The sequence below is a fragment of the Bacillus cereus group sp. MYBK216-1 genome (genome assembly GCF_051916495.1).
Classification (GTDB): domain Bacteria; phylum Bacillota; class Bacilli; order Bacillales; family Bacillaceae_G; genus Bacillus_A; species Bacillus_A thuringiensis_K.
Genome location: NZ_JBQAGT010000004.1, coordinates 572,570 through 589,535, shown reverse-complemented (window position 1 = coordinate 589,535; position 16,966 = coordinate 572,570). Strand labels below are relative to the sequence as shown.

Sequence of the window (16,966 nt, the reverse complement as noted above, 5' to 3'; positions counted from 1 at the left end):
GCTACATAAATGAAAATATTTTTCTCATTTCTATTTGCAATAGCAATGCTAGCCACGTTTATTTTATTAATTACATCATTGGTATTTCGTTTAAAAAAGAAACAAAACACTAAGAAATATTTTAAGTTTACAGGTATAGCTTTTATTTTATCTATTATTTCATTAATTGTAGTTAACATGAACATGACACCACAAGAAAAACAAGAAATTCTCGCTAAACAAAAAGCTGAAGAAAAGCTAAAAGCCGAAGAAAAGCAAAAGAATAAAGAGCAAAAAGAGGCTGAAGAAAAACAAAAAGCCGAAGAAAAACAAAAAGCTAAAGAACAAAAAGAAGCTGAAGAAAAACAAAAAGCCGAAGAAAAACAAAAAGCTAAAGAGCAAAAAGAAGCTGAAGAAAAGCTAAAAGCCGAAGAGAAACAAAAAGCTAAAGAACAAAAAGAAGCTGAAGAAAAACAAAAAGCCGAAGAGAAACAAAAAGCTAAAGAGCAAAAAGAAGCTGAAGAAAAGCTAAAAGCTGAAGAGAAGAAATTAGCTGAGGAACAAAAAAAGGCTGAGGAAAAACAAAAAGAATTTACTTCCTATGCCCAAAACATTAGAGGTGGAAATTTTATTAAGGATATGAAACTTAATAATAAAGAAGCTGAAATTACATTCCATGATTCATTTGCATCTTATAAATCCGCGAAACCAGATAGCAATGTTACTGAAGAACTTTATAAACAATATTTTTCAACTGGAGATGCCATTGAGAAAATGTTTGTAAGTGAACCCGCTAGATTACTAAGACAATTTCCGGATTTAAATACAGTAAAAATGACTTTGCCGTTCGATGGGAAAACATATAGCACTAACTTGGATAGAAATTCTTTGAATACATATCTAGGATTTAAGATTGAAGATTTAAAAGTTGAAGACAAGTCTTGGGTCAAAAAGTTTAACGATCCATACGTGTATAATAAGACAAAGCGCAAAGCATTCTTTACGAAATTTGTTACTGTCCAATAATGTATAATTCTCTACAGCAGTAAACGTTATATTAAATTATTAAAAGGAGTTATGATTTTTATGAGTGATATATCCAATGTACTCAAAGGGTTAGGAGGATTAGCCGCTACCCTTACTTTTCTTGTGGTTATATATCAATTTGTTCTTAAATATAGGACTACAAATGAATTTGATAAACTTTTTATAAGTAAAGCTGAACGAGAAAAACAAAATGATTTTAAATTTATAATGGAGGCCTTATTGATATTTTTTGCTTTTTATCTTTATCCATTGATTACCATTTCGCAATTTATTTCCTTATCTAAATCTACTGTTAATGCTATGACTGGTTGGGTAAGTATCCTTGTAACCCTTTCAACCATAATGTTTATGTTCACTGTTTATTATGCCAGTAGAAAAACAATTCCTACAGAAAAATACACTCTGGTTAAGAGAATAGGCCTAGTAAATATAATACTTAGCCTACTTTGGTACATACCCTCATTACTAATTGTAACAACATATAAATCTTGGTCGGCATTATTCATTATAATTCCACTGGTTTTATTATATAGTCTAATTCTAATGAAATCCCTTTATAAGACTAGAAACACACCTCAGAGTAAGTATATCGTAACTACTATAGATGCAGAGGAATTCAGCAAACTCGAGCTTATCCATGCATATATTATTGATGAAGATCGAACTGTTCTTTCTGAAACTTCTGCAGCTTCAGAAGAAACATTCTATGTATGCGATTTTTCTTCTGAAGTTTATTTAAAGTATAAAAAAATTGATATACCAACCGATCAAATTATTGAAAAAAATATAAGTCTAAATGTAAATTCAAATCAACAAAGTAATGAAAGTACCAACACCGAAACAAATGCACGCATAGATATCAATGTAAATATAAATTCAAAATAAATTTATTATAGCTCCTTTTCAGGAGCTTTCTTTTTACTTCTTCATCTGCCCATTTTTCGTATATTAGATATTAACAGGGAGGTCTAACGATGAAAACCGCAATCTACCTACGTAAGTCCCGCGCTGATCTCGAAGCCGAAGCACGCGGTGAAGGCGAAACTTTAGCAAAGCACCGCTCTACCCTGCTGAAAATTGCCAAGGAAATGAACTTAAATATTTTAACTGTTCGTGAGGAAATCGTTTCTGGTGAGAGTTTAGTGAAACGACCTGAGATGTTAGCATTGCTTGAAGAAATTGAAGATAACAAATATGATGTTGTTCTTTGTATGGATATGGACCGTTTAGGTCGTGGTGGCATGAAAGAACAAGGAATCATTTTAGAGACGTTTAAACGCTCGAATACGAAGATTATGACACCTAGGAAGACTTATGACCTTAATGATGAATGGGACGAAGAATATAGCGAATTTGAAGCGTTTATGGCTCGTAAGGAGTTAAAGATTATTACGCGTCGTATGCAACGCGGCCGTATAGCAAGCGTGGAGGCTGGTAATTACCTCGGTACCCATGCGCCTTATGGTTATGATATCCATCGCTTAAATAAGCGTGAACGTACTTTAACGATTAATCCAGAAGAAGCTTCAGTTGTAAGAATGATATTTGATTGGTATGCAAATGAGGATATGGGGGCAAATGCAATTAGAAGCAAGTTAAATGATCTTGGCTACAAAAGTAAGCTAGGTAATGAATGGAACCCCTACAGCATCTTGGATATATTAAAAAACAATGTTTATATCGGAAAAGTAACATGGCAAAAGCGAAAAGAAGTAAAACGGCCTGATGCTGTAAAACGTAGCTGTGCAAGACAAGATAAATCAGATTGGATTATTGCTGATGGAAAACATGAGCCCATCATACCCGAAAGCTTATTTGAGCAAGTACAAGAAAAATTAAACTCAAGATATCACATTCCCTACAATACGAACGGAATAAAGAATCCATTGGCTGGTATTATTAAATGCGCTAAATGTGGTTACAGTATGGTACAACGTTATCCAAAGAATCGAAAAGAAACGATGGATTGTAAACACCGTGGCTGTGAAAACAAATCAAGTTATACTGAATTAATTGAGAAGCGTTTACTCGAGGCATTAAAAGAATGGTACATCAATTATAAAGCTGATTTTGAAAAACATAAGCAAAATGACAAATTAAAAGAAACACAAGTTATTCAAATGAATGAAGCTGCATTACGCAAGCTTGAAAAAGAATTAGTGGATGTCCAAAAACAAAAAAATAATTTATACGATTTATTAGAACGTGGCGTTTATACAGTCGATATGTTTTTAGAACGCTCGAATGTAGTTTCTGATCGTATTACTGAAATTACTTCCACGATGGAAAACTTAAAGAAAGAAATTAAAACAGAAATTAAGAAGGAAAAAGTGAAGAAAGATACTATACCTCAAGTAGAGCATGTTCTTGATTTGTACTTTAAAACAGATGATCCAAAAAAGAAAAACAGCCTCCTAAAGTCGGTTTTAGAAAAGGCTGTTTATAAAAAGGAAAAGTGGCAAAGGCTCGATGATTTCGAACTCGTGCTTTACCCTAAGCTCCCTCAAGATGGCGACATATAAGCGTTTATGCTTTGTCGTCACCTTGTTGGTGTAATTAGATTTACTCCATTAAGCCCTAAAGCATCATTCGTCGAAACAGCCAATACGACAGGCTTGCCATTTCTTAACGTCGCTTTCGCTGCCATTAATACTGGAGAGTCTGTCATTGCATTTGCAAATTTACTCATAGAATTCCCTGTTAGTGGTGCAATTACCATACAATCTAGTGGAATTTTAGGTCCAAGTGGCTCTGCTCCAACAATTGAATTAATTGCTTTAAAACCTGTTATTTCTTCAATCTTCTTAATCCACTCTGCTCCTTCTCCAAATCTAGTATTTGTTGATTGAACAGTGTATGAAACAACAGGACGTACTTCTGCTCCTTCAGCAATTAATTTTTCTAAATGAGGCATTACTTCTTCGTACGTACAATGTGAACCTGTAAATCCGAAACCAATTCGTTTCCCCTTCAAACTCATTTCTTTTCCTCCTCCTTTGCGATTGCATCTGCTGCTAATAACTGAGAAAGAACATTTGCTAAAATTTGCCCAGCCGTTTTTGGGGCAACAATACCTGGTAATCCAGGTGCTAGCAATGCTTTGACTCCTCTTTTTTCCGCATATCTAAAGTCGGTACCGCCTGGTTTAGAAGCTAAATCAATCACTAGCGTATGAGCTGGCATTTTTGCAATAACATTCGCTGTTACAACGAGGTGCGGAATCGTATTAATTACAATATCGACATTTCCTACTTCTTTCTCTATGTCTTGCATATGAAAAGGAGAAAACATCATTTCTGTAATACGTGCAATATGTTCAGATCGTCTTGCTCCAACTTTGACATGGGCTCCTAATGATTGAAATGCTCTCGCAACACTCATTCCTGTTCTACCAAATCCTAGAACCATTACATTGGACCCATGAATTGTATAGTCGGTATGTTGAATTACCATCATTAATGTACCTTCTACCGTTGGAATAGAATTGTATATTGCTACATCATCACGATCAAATAATTTAACAAGTTTTCGGTTCGTAGTAGATACGAGATTTTCCAAGTAAGGTGTACCAATACCTGAATATATAGTAAAGTGTTCTGGTGTATTTTCAATTTGTTCTTTCGTTATTGAAACTTTTTCATTTGAAAAAATAGTATCTACTTCTCCTTTGGCATTTGTACCTGCAACCGGCAAAATAATTGCGTCTACAGAAGTGAAATCTAAATTTTGTATACTTTCTTTTGCTGCCCCTGTGAAACCATGATCTAACTGATCAAAACCTATCAAAGAAAGTTTCGCATCCAATTCAACTAGCTTACGAATTACTTCTAGCTGCCTTGCATCTCCTCCTATGACAGCAATATGCATCTCAGTCAACATTCCCTAATTCACCTTCTTTTTCTGTCATTTATAAGAAAAGTGCCTACTTTTTCTTTTTCCTCCACATCATATGTAATGTACGAGTTTATGGTGATTGAAAATCCAAATGCACATATGATTTATCAGGTTTCTATGTAGATACAAAAAAAGATGACCAAAATGGCCATCCTTCACTCCGAATTTGAATGATCTATACTATCACAAAGAAGCATATCATGTCCGACTTTCTTTATTTGACTCCATGCCACCCTTACTTCTTGTGGTTCCTTTTTAAAGCCTCCCCACTTCCCTACAGGTATTATAAGTGTTTGTATTTGCCCGTCTTTCTCATTAATCTCTAAATCCATATAACCTAAGACTCCCATTTTTTCCGCTTTTTCTATATCTACAACCTCTTTACCACTTAATTCACTTAATCGCATACACACTCCACTCCCCCTACTGAATTTTTCATTTGCATTGTCTATAATTAGTACCTATTCTATATGTATAAAAAAAATAACCTTCTCTCTTTTAAAAAGAGAGAAGGTTATTTTCAGGTACATTGTAAAAGTTGATTATAGTTTTATTCCTCTTGGAAGTTTTCCGTCTGGACTAATAAGTGCCGCAGAGAACTCGTCAGTAAACATATTGCGAATTAATCCGTCCACATTTTCTTTTGTTACAGTGTTTACACTTTCAATAATCTCATCAAGTGAACGATGTTTACGAAGAAGCAATTCATTTTTACCGTTACGGCTCATACGGCTATTCGTACTTTCTAAACTTAACATTAAGTTTCCTTTTAGTTGCTCTTTACTATTAATAAGCTCTTTTTCTGTAATACCTGTATTTTTCAATGTTTCTAATGTTTCTTGCATTGTTTCATACAGTGTATCTAATTGTTGGCTACCTGTTCCACCATACAGTGTTAACATACCTGTATCTTCATAAGAAGAATGGTAAGAAAATACTGAGTACGCTAACCCACGTTGCTCACGTACTTCTTGGAATAAACGGCTACTCATACTACCGCCTAAAACGTTATTTAATACGATTAAGTTATAAATATCTTCGTGTCCCATTTGTAAGCCTTTATATCCTAAACATAAATGAGCTTGTTCTGTTTCCTTTTTACGTGCTACCTTATTAAAATGGAAAATTGGGCTATGTACTTGTTCACGGTTTGTTGTTCCTTCATAACTACCGAAATATTGCTCTACCGTTTGTAAGAAGGCTTCATCAATATTTCCTGCAACTGAAACAACTACATTTTCAGGTGTGTAATGATCCTTAATATATTGGCGTAGTGTATCACCTGTAAACGTATTAAGCGTTTCTTCTGTTCCTAAAATAGGATATCCAAGCGGATGCGTTTCATATGTTGCTTTCGTTAACATATCATGCACAATATCATCTGGAGCATCTTCGTACATTTTAATTTCTTCACATACAACATTCTTCTCTTTTTTCAGTTCTTCTTCATCAAATGTTGAATTAAAGAACATGTCTGCTAATACATCTAAAGCATATTTAGCATGCTCATCTAGCACTTTTGCATAGTAACAAGTGTATTCTTTTGAAGTAAAAGCATTCACTTGCCCACCAATGCTATCAAATGATTCTGCAATTTCGCGTGCACTACGTGTTTCCGTCCCTTTAAAGAACATATGCTCTAAAAAGTGAGAAATCCCGTTATTTTTTTCATTTTCATTTCTTGATCCTGCATGGATCCAAATACCAATCGCAACCGATCTTACAGTTGGTATATTCTCCATAACTATTCTTACACCATTTTTACAAGTATATTTTTTAATCAAAAACTTTCCTCCTACTGCCAGTTTCTCTAAATAAGTGCTATTATTTAATGATAACAAGTTTAAGGATGAATGTCATGCAAATGTATTTAATCCACACGTTTTTCATCCAGTAATTCTGTTATATTCCCTACTTTATATCCTTGTTCCTTTAATTTTGTAATCATTGTATCTAATGCTTCTGTTGTTGACGAAGTAGGATGCATTAATACGATAGCACCAGGATGTATTTTTCTCATTACTCTCTGCAATAGTACATCTGGCTCAGGGCGCTTCCAATCGATTGTATCAACAGTCCACATGATCGTTCCCATTTGGAAATCATCTGCAATTTTCACGACTTCATCTCGAAAACTTCCACTCGGCGGTGCAAACCATCTCACCTTTTGATTCGTAGCTGCTTCAATCATTCGATTTGTTCTTTGTAACTGATCTCGTATTTCATCAGACGATAGCGTTTTCATATTAGGGTGTGTGTACGAGTGATTTCCAACTTCTTGTTTTGCATCGACAATCATTTTTGCAAACCGCAAATTTTCTTTCACCCAACGTCCTTCTAAAAAGAAAGTGGCCTTCACATCATGCTTTTTCAATATCTCTAATATGCGAGGCAAATACTCATTTCCCCATGCCACATTTATTGTTAATCCTACCATCTTTTTATTTGGATGCCCTCTATAAATTGGAGCTGGTGATAAATCTTCTAAATGAACACTTGGTGAGACTTCTTTGAATTCAAGATATTTTTGATCAAATTTCTTTAGCTTCTTCATATTATTATACGATGCTTCAATATCCACTTGTCTTCCATTATATCCAGGTGTTGCCTTCCATATTTTATCAATCATCGCATTTTGAGGTGCAATCTCATACTGTTTTGCATGCTTTTGAATTTCTTCGTGCAAGTTATCTTGTGCAAAAACAGAATAAGAGCCTAAACTGACATATAAAGAAAATATACATATGTATGCCAATATACGAACTTTCATATAAACCCTCCCAAATTAACTATATAAAAACATTTTCTTCTTATCTTTGTTAATTTGAGCGTTATAATGAAAACTATACCTATACCGACATAAAAATATATTGAACAACATGTTTTTTACATAACAAAAAAAGCCAGTTAAACTGGCTTTTACTTATTGCTGCTCTTGTTTGTTTTCTTCTTTAGCAGCTTCTTTTTCTTGCTCTTCTTTTAGCAATACTTTTCTAGATAGATTTACGCGACCTTGCTTGTCAATCTCGATAACTTTAACCGTAATTACGTCACCGATTTTTACAACGTCTTCTACTTTACCTACACGCTCAAGTGCAAGTTCAGAAATGTGAACTAATCCATCTTTACCGCTGAATAATTCAACGAAAGCACCGAATTTCTCAACACGTTTCACTTTTCCTTCGTAGATTTCACCTACTTGTACTTCGCGAACGATATCTTCGATAATTTTCTTAGCTTTGTCGTTCATTTCTTGGTTTATTGAAGAAATGAATACTGTGCCATCTTGCTCGATGTCAATTTTAACGCCAGTTTCTTCAATAATTTTATTGATTTGTTTACCGCTCGGTCCGATAACGTCACGGATTTTATCTGGATTAATTGTCATTGTAATAATCTTTGGAGCGTACGCTGATAATTCAGTGCGTGGCTCTGGAATAACAGATAACATATGATTTAGAATGTGCACACGACCAACTTTCGCTTGTTGTAATGCCTCTTCTAAAATTTCACGAGATAGACCATCGATTTTAATGTCCATTTGTAGTGCAGTTACACCTTGTGCTGTACCTGCTACTTTAAAGTCCATATCACCTAAATGATCTTCCATACCTTGAATATCAGATAAAATTGTGTAATGCTCACCAGTTTTAACTAGACCCATTGCAATACCTGCAACTGGAGCTTTAAGTGGAACACCAGCATCCATCATTGCTAAAGTACTACCACAAATACTTGCTTGTGAAGTAGAACCATTTGATTCTAAAACTTCAGATACAAGACGTACTGTGTATGGGAAATCTTTTTCAGATGGAATTACAGGCTCAAGTGCGCGTTCTCCTAGTGCACCGTGACCGATTTCACGACGACCTGGTCCACGCATTGGTCTTGTTTCACCAACACTAAATGATGGGAAATTGTAATGGTGCATAAAGCGTTTTGATTCTTCTACACCAAGACCATCTAAAATTTGCACATCGCCTAATGCACCTAATGTACAAATACTTAATGCTTGTGTTTGTCCACGAGTGAACAAACCAGAACCGTGTGTACGAGATAAAATGCCAACCTCTGATGCTAATGGACGGATTTCGTCACCTTTACGGCCATCTGGGCGGATTTTTTCAACTGTAATAAGACGACGTACTTCTTCTTTTACAATTTTATATAAAATCTCATTTACTTGTCCTAATGTATCAGCGTCAGCTTCCTGCGCTTCGTAATGCTCAATAACACGCTTTTTCACTTCGTTAATTGCATCTTCACGTGCATGTTTCTCATGTACTTGAATTGCTGAATGCATATCTTCTTCAGCCATTTCACGTACAGCTTGGTTAAGATCAGCGTCAACTTCATAAAGTTTCACTTCTGATTTCTCTTTACCTACAGCTTGTACAATCTCTTCTTGGAATGCAATTAGACGTTTAATTTCGTCATGACCAAACATAATTGCTTCTAACATTGTTTCCTCAGGCACTTGATCTGCTCCTGCTTCAACCATGTTAATTGCATCTTTCGTACCAGCTACAACAAGGTGAATATCACTTTGTTCTTGCTGTTCTACTGTTGGGTTGATAACGAATTCGCCGTTAATACGACCAACTGTTGCACCCGCGATTGGACCTTCAAATGGAATATCTGAAATCGATAACGCTAATGAAGAACCAAGCATAGCTGCCATTTCAGAAGAACAATCTTGATCAACACTCATTACGATGCTGACAACTTGTACTTCGTTACGGAAACCATCTGCGAAAAGTGGACGGATTGGACGGTCGATTAAACGACTTGCCAAAATTGCTTTTTCACTTGGACGACCTTCACGTTTAATGAAACCGCCAGGAATTTTTCCGACTGCATATAAACGCTCTTCATAGTTTACTGTAAGTGGGAAGAAATCTACATTTTTTGCTTCTTTTGATGCAGTTGCTGTAGATAGAACCGCTGTATCGCCATATCTTACTAATACTGCTCCGTTCGCTTGTTTTGCAAGCTGACCAGTTTCAACTGTTAGCTGGCGACCAGCTAAATCTATCGAGAAGACTTGCTTTTCTTGACTCATTTAAGTACCCCTCTCAATTTAAAGTATTCAATTCTTCTATGTAAATGGATAGTATATCACAATATTCTACCTCTAGTATTGCCTAAAATTAAGTAAGCTATAAAGCGTAGAAGATATATTTTTACCTAACAAAAAAGCGGGAATATTCCCGCTTCTTTGACTATCGACGTAAGCCAAGCTTTGTGATTAATTCACGGTAACGTGTGATATCGCTATTACGAAGGTAAGTTAGTAAGTTACGACGTTTACCAACCATCTTTAATAGACCACGACGTGAATGATGATCTTTCTTGTGAGTACGTAAGTGCTCGTTTAGAGTGTTAATTTGCTCCGTTAGGACAGCAATTTGAACCTCTGGAGAACCAGTATCAGTCTCATGAGTTCTAAATTGTGCAATGATTTCATTTTTACGTTCTTGTGTTAAAGCCATCCTATTTCACCTCCTATTAATTAAACCCCCAATTACCTAGCAAGCGTCGGTGAGTCGCAATGCCAAGCAATGGTTGTCATAAAGTACATAACATAGAATACTACTTTTCATTTGAAAAAGCAAGTATATTCTTTTCGCTCATAAAATATTCTTGTGCTGTCTTCTTATCTTTTGCGATTTGTTCAACTAACTCATCAATACCGTTGAATTTCTTTTCTGCTCTTATACGCATATGCCACTCTACTGTAACATTTTGATCGTATATATCTTTGTTAAATTCAAATAAGTGCACTTCAATTGATAATTGACGCTCATCTTCTTTAAAAGTCGGTTTATATCCAATATTACATACACCATCGTACCATTCATCGTGAACTTTTAATCTCACTGCATAAACACCTACAGGTGGCAATAAATACTCATCACTTAAACCTACATTAGCTGTTGGGAAACCAATTTGACGCCCACGTTTGTCGCCGTGTATAACTGTTCCCGCTACAGTATAGGCTCTACCTAAAATAGATGGAATTTGCTCCATTTCGCCATTTCGAATTAACTTTCGTAATGCTGTAGAACTTACTTTCTCTTCTTGAAATTCAACTTTTTCAATCACAGTCTGTGTAAACTCCCCTCTTGCATGAAATGGTAAAGTCTCCATCTTTCCTTTTCCTAAACGTCCATATGAATAATCAAACCCTGCTACTACATGCTTTACATTTAAACCAATAATATAATCATCTACAAATTGTTGCGGTAATAACCCTGCAAATGATTCATCAAATTTAATCACATATAATATATCGATTCCTAAGCTTTCGACTATTTTTTCTTTATCGCGCATTGGTGTAATATACTCCACATGCGCATCCTTTTTCCCTAAAACAACAGATGGATGAGGATGAAATGTCATAACTGCACTTTTATATCCTCGTTCGTCCGCTATTTTTTTCGCAGTTCGAATTACACATTGATGTCCTAAATGAATGCCATCAAAAAATCCTAATGCCATTACAGTAGGTGGTAATTCTAATTTATTTTGTTCATGTGGATGAGTTAAATGAATAAGTTTCACGCTTGAATTCACCTTTTTCTGTAATAATCCTTCCAATAATTCATTATAGCTTTAGTTCTTGATTATTCACAAGTACTTTCATCGGCTTTAACATGCCAGGATGTTTCGGATGATGTTCATAAATTGCTAAGCAACGATCATTTTTATCAAACACTGTAATAAACGGTGCTGTTATTTCTAATTCATTCTTTAAGAACATACCATTCTTTATTTTCTCTGCTTGCTTTTCATCTACAACCATTTTTGGAAACTTGCTTAATGCTTCATCAATTGAAATGAAGATAGACTCTACTGTTCCATTTTGCACGTTTTCTTCAATTTCTTCAAATGATATGCAATCTTCTAATAAAAATTCACCAGATGCCGTTCTTACAAGGTGAGACATATGTGATGGGAAACCAAGTTTCTCCCCTATCATTACAGCTAACGTTCTTACATATGTTCCTTTACTACACGTTACACGGAAACGGAATGAAATATTTTCTCCTTCAAAAACTTCACGATCATCAAGTAATACGAATTCATGAATTGTAATTGTACGAACTGGACGTTCTACCTCTTGTCCTGCTCTTGCATATTCGTATAATTTTTTCCCGTTTACTTTTACAGCCGAGAACATTGGTGGCATTTGTTCAATCGTGCCTGTTAATTCCGCAAGGACTTTCTCTACTTCCTTACGAGTAATAGTACGATCTACATTTTTCGTTTCAACAACCTCACCAGAAGCATCTTCGGTTGTCGTTGAAAACCCTAATGTTACTTCACCTTCATATGTTTTCGTTTCACTTGTTAAAAATTGTGCAATTTTCGTTGCTCTTCCAACGCAAATTGGTAATACTCCTGTTACATCAGGGTCTAATGTTCCCGTATGACCAATTCTCTTTTCTCGCAATATCTTTCTTAATTTAAATACACAATCATGTGATGTCATGCCTTTTGGCTTATGTAATAATACTACACCTTCCATATATGTTCACCTCATCATAATTCTCTCGTAGTAAATATCCAAAACTTATTTTGCATTGAAAAAATGGATAGACAAATGTCTATCCATTATTCTTCACGTTTACCGTCTTTATTAATTTCATGTAAAAGTGTATCAATTCGATGACCATATCCGATAGACTCATCAAACTCAAAGGTAATTTCTGGTGTTTTACGAAGACGAATACGTTGGCCAATTTCTGAACGAATAAAGCCTTTTGCCTTCGCTAAACCTTTTAAAGTATTTTCTTTCTGTTCTTCATCACCTAAAACAGAAATATATACTTTAGCAATTTGTAAATCACCACTCACTTGTACATCAGTTACTGTAACAAATCCAATACGTGGGTCTTTAATTTTACGACTGATAATGTCGCCTAATTCTTTTTTCATTTGCTCGCCCACACGGTTCGCACGTAATTTCATAACTCTTCACCTCATTCAATACCATTCCAAATGTGTTATTGTACGTTCAATTTCAGGAAATGAATCGATGTACTCAAGTACACGATTCATTTCTTTCTCACAGATAACACGATTTGAGGATACGGAAACAATTGCAATTTCTGTACGTTGCCATACATCTTGGTGCCCAACTTCAGAAACAGCTACATTATAGCGCTGTTTTACACGAGTTAACACACGTTGTAAAATTGCACGTTTCTCTTTTAAAGAATGCACATCGTAAATCATACACTCGAATGAGAGTGAAGCGATAATCATCGCTTCACTTCTTCCATAATGTACGCTTCAATGATGTCCCCTTCTTTAAGATCATTATATCTCTCAATTGTAATACCACACTCATAGTTTTGTGCAACTTCTTTTACGTCGTCTTTGAAACGTTTTAACGTATCAAGTTGTCCTTCGAAAATTACTACGCCGTCACGGATAATACGTACGCCACTATCACGCGTAATTTTACCGTCTGTTACGTAACAACCTGCGATTGTTCCAACTTTTGTTACTTTAAACGTTTGACGAACTTCTGCTTGACCGATTACTTTTTCTTCGAATTCTGGATCAAGCATACCTTGCATAGCTGCTTCAATCTCTTCGATTACTTTATAAATAATACGGTGTAAACGAATATCAACGTTCTCTAATTCAGCTGTACGCTTCGCGTTCACATCTGGACGTACGTTAAATCCAATTACAATTGCATTAGATGCAGAAGCTAAAATGATATCAGATTCTGTAATCGCACCTACACCAGTGTGAATGATTTTAACTTTTACGCCTTCAACATCAATTTTACGAAGTGATGCTGCCATCGCTTCAACAGAACCTTGTACGTCTGCTTTTACGATTAAGTTAATTTCTTTTACATCGCCCTCTTGGATTTGTTGGAATAAATCTTCAAGGCTTAATTTAGATTTCTCACCACGTTGTGCAACTAACGCTTCTTGTGCACGTGATTCACCAATTTGACGAGCTTTCTTCTCATCAGCAAATGCCATGAAACGATCTCCAGCCTGTGGTACTTCGTTTAAACCAGTAATTTCAACAGGAGTTGATGGACCAGCAACTTTTACACGACGACCAATATCACTTACCATTGCACGAACACGTCCGAATGAAGTTCCAACAACGATTGGATCTCCAACTCGAAGCGTACCATTTTGAACAAGTAATGTCGCGATAGTTCCTTTACCTTTATCAAGCTGTGCTTCGATTACTGTACCAGTTGCATAGCGGTTTGGATTTGCTTTATATTCTTCTACTTCACTTACAAGAAGGATCATTTCTAGTAAGTTGTCAATGCCTTCGCCTTGAATTGCAGAAATTGGTACGAAAATAGTATCTCCGCCCCAAGCTTCTGGAACTAATTCATATTCAGTTAGTTCTTGCATTACGCGATCAGGGTTTGCAGCTGGTTTATCCATTTTATTCACAGCAACAATAATTGGTACTCCTGCTGCCTTCGCATGGTTAATTGCTTCAACCGTTTGTGGCATAACACCGTCATCCGCTGCAACAACAAGGATTGTAATATCCGTTACTTGTGCCCCACGAGCACGCATCGTTGTAAATGCTGCGTGACCAGGTGTATCTAAGAATGTAATCTTCTTATCGTTTACTTCAACTTGATATGCACCGATATGCTGAGTAATTCCACCCGCTTCGCCTGCAGTTACTTTTGAGTTACGAATAGAATCCAGTAATGTTGTTTTACCATGGTCAACGTGTCCCATGATTGTAACTACAGCTGGACGTTCTTTTAAGTTCTCTTCATCATCTTGCTCATCAATGAATGTTTCAAACTCAGTCTCGCTTACAATTACTTCTTCTTCTACTTCAATACCGTAGTCGTTAGCAATTAACTCAATTGTATCTTTATCCAAGTCTTGGTTAATTGTTGCCATAATTCCAAGCATGAAGAGCTTCTTAATAATTTCAGATGGCTCTTTGCTTAATTTTTTAGCAAGATCTCCTACTGTAAGGCTTCCAGAGAAAGTAATTTTATCTGGTGTTTCTACAATTTGAGTTTGTTGTCTACCAGCAAAGTTCTCTTGACGTTTGTCTTCGTTTCCTTTGCCTTTTTTCTTTTTCTTATTGCTGTTCTTTTTACTGCGAACAACTTTTTCTTCTACTTCAAACTCATCTGCAACAGAAGGTTTTTCAGTTTGATATTCATTATCTAATTTATTTACTACTTCATCGTCTAACATTGTCATATGATTCGAAACCTCGATATTCATTTCTTTTAGTTTTGTCATAAGATCTTTACTTGAGATATTATGTTTTTTTGCATATTCATGCACTCGAATTTTACTCATACCTTCACCCCCGGTAATTTGTATCGAGCATGCTACGCAGCTTTTTCGCAAAGCCTACATCTAACACAGCTACAACGACTCGCTCATCTCTCCCAATCGCATGCCCTAATTGTTGTCGATTTTCGACCTTTCTCATTGGTACGTTGTAGTACGTAGTTTTATCTGTGATGCGTTTTGTAGTATTTACTGACGCATCTTCAGATAGCAATACAAGTTTTGCTTTGCCACTTCGTACTTCTTTTAAAACGAGTTCTTCACCCGAAATAATTTTCCGAGCCCGGTTTGCTAGTCCTAAAAACGATTTCCAATCGGACACTTATTTCGACTCCTTCTCAACAAGCTCAAGAAGCTCTTCATATAAAGAACCGTCGATTTTCGCTTTTAGATGATGTTCCAAAACATTTTTCTTTTGAGCTTGAAGAATGCTCTCCTTGTCCTTCGACAAGTAAGCACCTCGTCCTGATTTTTTCCCAGTTAAATCAATGGACACTTCTCCCTCTTTGGAACGAACAATGCGAACGAGCTCTCGTTTTGATTTCATTTCTTGCGTTGCAACACATTTTCGTAACGGAACTTTTCGATTGCTCATACTCATCACCTCTATTCGATTTCGTCTTCCACTGAATCGAATCCAAATGCGATTACGCTATCTTCTTCTGTTACAATACCAAGTTGTTTCGCATCAGACTCACTCTTAATATCAATTTTCCAGCCTGTTAATTTAGCTGCAAGACGTGCATTTTGTCCACGCTTACCGATAGCTAATGATAATTGGTGGTCTGGAACAACTACTGTTGTCGCTTTTTCTTCTTCATCTACAAGTACTTTAACAACTTGTGATGGGCTTAATGCATTTGCAACATATTCAACTGGATCATTTGACCAGCGGACGATGTCAATTTTTTCACCTTTTAATTCGTCTACAATGCGTTGTACACGTTGCCCTTTTGGTCCTACACAAGAACCAACTGGATCAACATCAGTGTTCTCTGCATATACAGAGATCTTAGAGCGATCGCCAGCTTCACGTGCTACAGAACGAATTTCTACAGTTCCATCATAGATTTCAGGAACTTCCATTTCGAATAAACGTTTTAAAAGACCAGGATGTGTACGTGATACGTAAATTTGTGGTCCTTTTGTCGTTTTTTCTACTTTCGTAATGAATACGCGAATACGATCATGTGGTTTGTATTGCTCATTAGGCATTTGCTCACTTACAGGTAATAAAGCTTCTACTTTCCCTAAGCTTACATAGATGAAACGAGCATCTTGACGTTGTACAATACCTACCATAATATCTTCTTCACGGTCACTAAACTCAGAGTAAATAACACCGCGCTCTGCTTCACGCACTCGTTGTGTGACAACTTGTTTTGCAGTTTGTGCTGCAATACGACCAAAGTCTTTTGGTGTTACTTCAATTTCTAGTACGTCACCATCTTGGTAGTTTGGATTAATTTGTCTTGCTTCCTCTACAGAAATTTCAAGACGTGGATCAAACACATTGTCTACTACGTCTTTACGTGCTAAAACTTGAATTGTTCCCACTTCTGGGTTAAAGCTCACACGAACGTTTTGTGCTTGATTAAAATTGCGCTTATAAGCAGAGATTAAAGCTGCTTCAATCGCATCAATAATAATGTCTTTGCTAATGCCTTTTTCAGATTCTAATACGAGCAAAGCATCTAATAACTCAGTGCTCATGAAGATCCCCC

Annotated in this window: 17 protein-coding genes and 1 pseudogene; 3 read left to right on the top strand and 15 right to left on the bottom strand. The window is 35.9% G+C overall.

Annotation, left to right across the window (positions count from 1 at the left end; genetic code table 11):
• Window positions 1-9: 9 nt before the first annotated feature.
• From ACTFRH_RS17575 to ACTFRH_RS17565, 3 genes are all read left to right on the top strand, one after another.
• Window positions 10-1,005: a hypothetical protein gene (locus ACTFRH_RS17575; RefSeq protein ID WP_440048760.1), complete on the top strand. Its 996-nt coding sequence runs from the start codon at window positions 10-12 to the stop codon at window positions 1,003-1,005.
• A gap of 60 nt (window positions 1,006-1,065) precedes the next feature.
• Complete coding sequence (locus tag ACTFRH_RS17570) at window positions 1,066-1,911, top strand: hypothetical protein (protein ID WP_001280370.1); 846 nt, start codon at window positions 1,066-1,068, stop codon at window positions 1,909-1,911.
• A gap of 89 nt (window positions 1,912-2,000) precedes the next feature.
• On the top strand, window positions 2,001-3,548 hold the full coding sequence (locus tag ACTFRH_RS17565) for a recombinase family protein (RefSeq protein WP_440048761.1): 1,548 nt from the start codon (window positions 2,001-2,003) through the stop codon (window positions 3,546-3,548).
• A gap of 32 nt (window positions 3,549-3,580) precedes the next feature.
• Here ACTFRH_RS17565 and dpaB read toward each other — a convergent pair.
• The 15 genes and pseudogenes from dpaB to nusA all read right to left on the bottom strand — a co-directional run.
• Window positions 3,581-4,006, bottom strand: a pseudogene (gene dpaB / locus ACTFRH_RS17560) (dipicolinate synthase subunit B); the annotation flags it as partial.
• The gene (gene dpaA / locus ACTFRH_RS17555; RefSeq protein ID WP_000954738.1) at window positions 4,003-4,905 is read right to left on the bottom strand and encodes a dipicolinic acid synthetase subunit A; all 903 of its coding nucleotides are present in this window, start codon (window positions 4,903-4,905) and stop codon (window positions 4,003-4,005) included. The gene dpaA and the pseudogene dpaB, both read right to left, overlap by 4 nt.
• A 170-nt stretch (window positions 4,906-5,075) precedes the next feature.
• On the bottom strand, window positions 5,076-5,327 hold the full coding sequence (locus tag ACTFRH_RS17550) for a YlmC/YmxH family sporulation protein (RefSeq protein WP_001239758.1): 252 nt from the start codon (window positions 5,325-5,327) through the stop codon (window positions 5,076-5,078).
• 135 nt (window positions 5,328-5,462) lie between these two features.
• On the bottom strand, window positions 5,463-6,704 hold the full coding sequence (locus tag ACTFRH_RS17545) for a M16 family metallopeptidase (protein ID WP_000593000.1): 1,242 nt from the start codon (window positions 6,702-6,704) through the stop codon (window positions 5,463-5,465).
• Window positions 6,705-6,790: 86 nt separating this feature from the next.
• The gene (locus ACTFRH_RS17540; RefSeq protein WP_000868228.1) at window positions 6,791-7,690 is read right to left on the bottom strand and encodes a polysaccharide deacetylase family protein; all 900 of its coding nucleotides are present in this window, start codon (window positions 7,688-7,690) and stop codon (window positions 6,791-6,793) included.
• 153 nt (window positions 7,691-7,843) lie between these two features.
• Window positions 7,844-9,982 (bottom strand): polyribonucleotide nucleotidyltransferase, encoded by a 2,139-nt coding sequence (gene pnp / locus ACTFRH_RS17535; RefSeq protein WP_000076737.1) that lies wholly within the window; start codon window positions 9,980-9,982, stop codon window positions 7,844-7,846.
• A gap of 160 nt (window positions 9,983-10,142) precedes the next feature.
• The gene (gene rpsO, locus ACTFRH_RS17530; protein WP_001229392.1) at window positions 10,143-10,412 is read right to left on the bottom strand and encodes a 30S ribosomal protein S15; all 270 of its coding nucleotides are present in this window, start codon (window positions 10,410-10,412) and stop codon (window positions 10,143-10,145) included.
• A gap of 100 nt (window positions 10,413-10,512) precedes the next feature.
• Window positions 10,513-11,484 carry a bifunctional riboflavin kinase/FAD synthetase gene (ribF, locus tag ACTFRH_RS17525; protein WP_000766706.1) on the bottom strand — a complete coding sequence of 324 codons (972 nt, stop codon included), beginning with the start codon at window positions 11,482-11,484 and terminating at the stop codon, window positions 10,513-10,515.
• 43 nt (window positions 11,485-11,527) lie between these two features.
• Window positions 11,528-12,451: a tRNA pseudouridine(55) synthase TruB gene (gene truB, locus ACTFRH_RS17520; RefSeq protein ID WP_000399349.1), complete on the bottom strand. Its 924-nt coding sequence runs from the start codon at window positions 12,449-12,451 to the stop codon at window positions 11,528-11,530.
• Between the two features lie 86 nt (window positions 12,452-12,537).
• Window positions 12,538-12,894: a 30S ribosome-binding factor RbfA gene (gene rbfA / locus ACTFRH_RS17515; protein ID WP_000776437.1), complete on the bottom strand. Its 357-nt coding sequence runs from the start codon at window positions 12,892-12,894 to the stop codon at window positions 12,538-12,540.
• A gap of 15 nt (window positions 12,895-12,909) precedes the next feature.
• Complete coding sequence (locus tag ACTFRH_RS17510; protein ID WP_000582363.1) at window positions 12,910-13,191, bottom strand: DUF503 domain-containing protein; 282 nt, start codon at window positions 13,189-13,191, stop codon at window positions 12,910-12,912.
• Window positions 13,188-15,248: a translation initiation factor IF-2 gene (infB, locus tag ACTFRH_RS17505; protein WP_000036343.1), complete on the bottom strand. Its 2,061-nt coding sequence runs from the start codon at window positions 15,246-15,248 to the stop codon at window positions 13,188-13,190. The genes ACTFRH_RS17510 and infB overlap by 4 nt, the downstream gene beginning before the upstream one ends.
• A gap of 4 nt (window positions 15,249-15,252) precedes the next feature.
• Window positions 15,253-15,564 carry a YlxQ family RNA-binding protein gene (locus ACTFRH_RS17500; protein ID WP_001286524.1) on the bottom strand — a complete coding sequence of 104 codons (312 nt, stop codon included), beginning with the start codon at window positions 15,562-15,564 and terminating at the stop codon, window positions 15,253-15,255.
• Window positions 15,565-15,837, bottom strand: coding sequence for an RNase P modulator RnpM (rnpM, locus tag ACTFRH_RS17495; RefSeq protein WP_000071127.1), 273 nt, complete (start codon window positions 15,835-15,837; stop codon window positions 15,565-15,567).
• Between the two features lie 11 nt (window positions 15,838-15,848).
• Window positions 15,849-16,955: a transcription termination factor NusA gene (gene nusA / locus ACTFRH_RS17490; protein WP_000102604.1), complete on the bottom strand. Its 1,107-nt coding sequence runs from the start codon at window positions 16,953-16,955 to the stop codon at window positions 15,849-15,851.
• Between the last annotated feature and the right edge of the window lie 11 nt (window positions 16,956-16,966).

Excerpts from the sequence above, each read along its gene's own strand:
- ACTFRH_RS17570 (WP_001280370.1), top strand. The coding sequence starts at position 1,066 with ATGAGTGATATATCCAATGTACTCAAAGGGTTAGGAGGATTAGCCGCT.
- rnpM (WP_000071127.1), bottom strand. The coding sequence starts at position 15,837 with ATGAGCAATCGAAAAGTTCCGTTACGAAAATGTGTTGCAACGCAAGAA.
- nusA (WP_000102604.1), bottom strand. The coding sequence starts at position 16,955 with ATGAGCACTGAGTTATTAGATGCTTTGCTCGTATTAGAATCTGAAAAA.
- infB (WP_000036343.1), bottom strand. The coding sequence starts at position 15,248 with ATGAGTAAAATTCGAGTGCATGAATATGCAAAAAAACATAATATCTCA.
- ACTFRH_RS17540 (WP_000868228.1), bottom strand. The coding sequence starts at position 7,690 with ATGAAAGTTCGTATATTGGCATACATATGTATATTTTCTTTATATGTC.
- dpaA (WP_000954738.1), bottom strand. The coding sequence starts at position 4,905 with ATGTTGACTGAGATGCATATTGCTGTCATAGGAGGAGATGCAAGGCAG.
- rbfA (WP_000776437.1), bottom strand. The coding sequence starts at position 12,894 with ATGAAATTACGTGCGAACCGTGTGGGCGAGCAAATGAAAAAAGAATTA.
- ACTFRH_RS17550 (WP_001239758.1), bottom strand. The coding sequence starts at position 5,327 with ATGCGATTAAGTGAATTAAGTGGTAAAGAGGTTGTAGATATAGAAAAA.
- pnp (WP_000076737.1), bottom strand. The coding sequence starts at position 9,982 with ATGAGTCAAGAAAAGCAAGTCTTCTCGATAGATTTAGCTGGTCGCCAG.
- ACTFRH_RS17565 (WP_440048761.1), top strand. The coding sequence starts at position 2,001 with ATGAAAACCGCAATCTACCTACGTAAGTCCCGCGCTGATCTCGAAGCC.
- ACTFRH_RS17575 (WP_440048760.1), top strand. The coding sequence starts at position 10 with ATGAAAATATTTTTCTCATTTCTATTTGCAATAGCAATGCTAGCCACG.
- truB (WP_000399349.1), bottom strand. The coding sequence starts at position 12,451 with ATGGAAGGTGTAGTATTATTACATAAGCCAAAAGGCATGACATCACAT.
- ACTFRH_RS17510 (WP_000582363.1), bottom strand. The coding sequence starts at position 13,191 with ATGATTATCGCTTCACTCTCATTCGAGTGTATGATTTACGATGTGCAT.
- rpsO (WP_001229392.1), bottom strand. The coding sequence starts at position 10,412 with ATGGCTTTAACACAAGAACGTAAAAATGAAATCATTGCACAATTTAGA.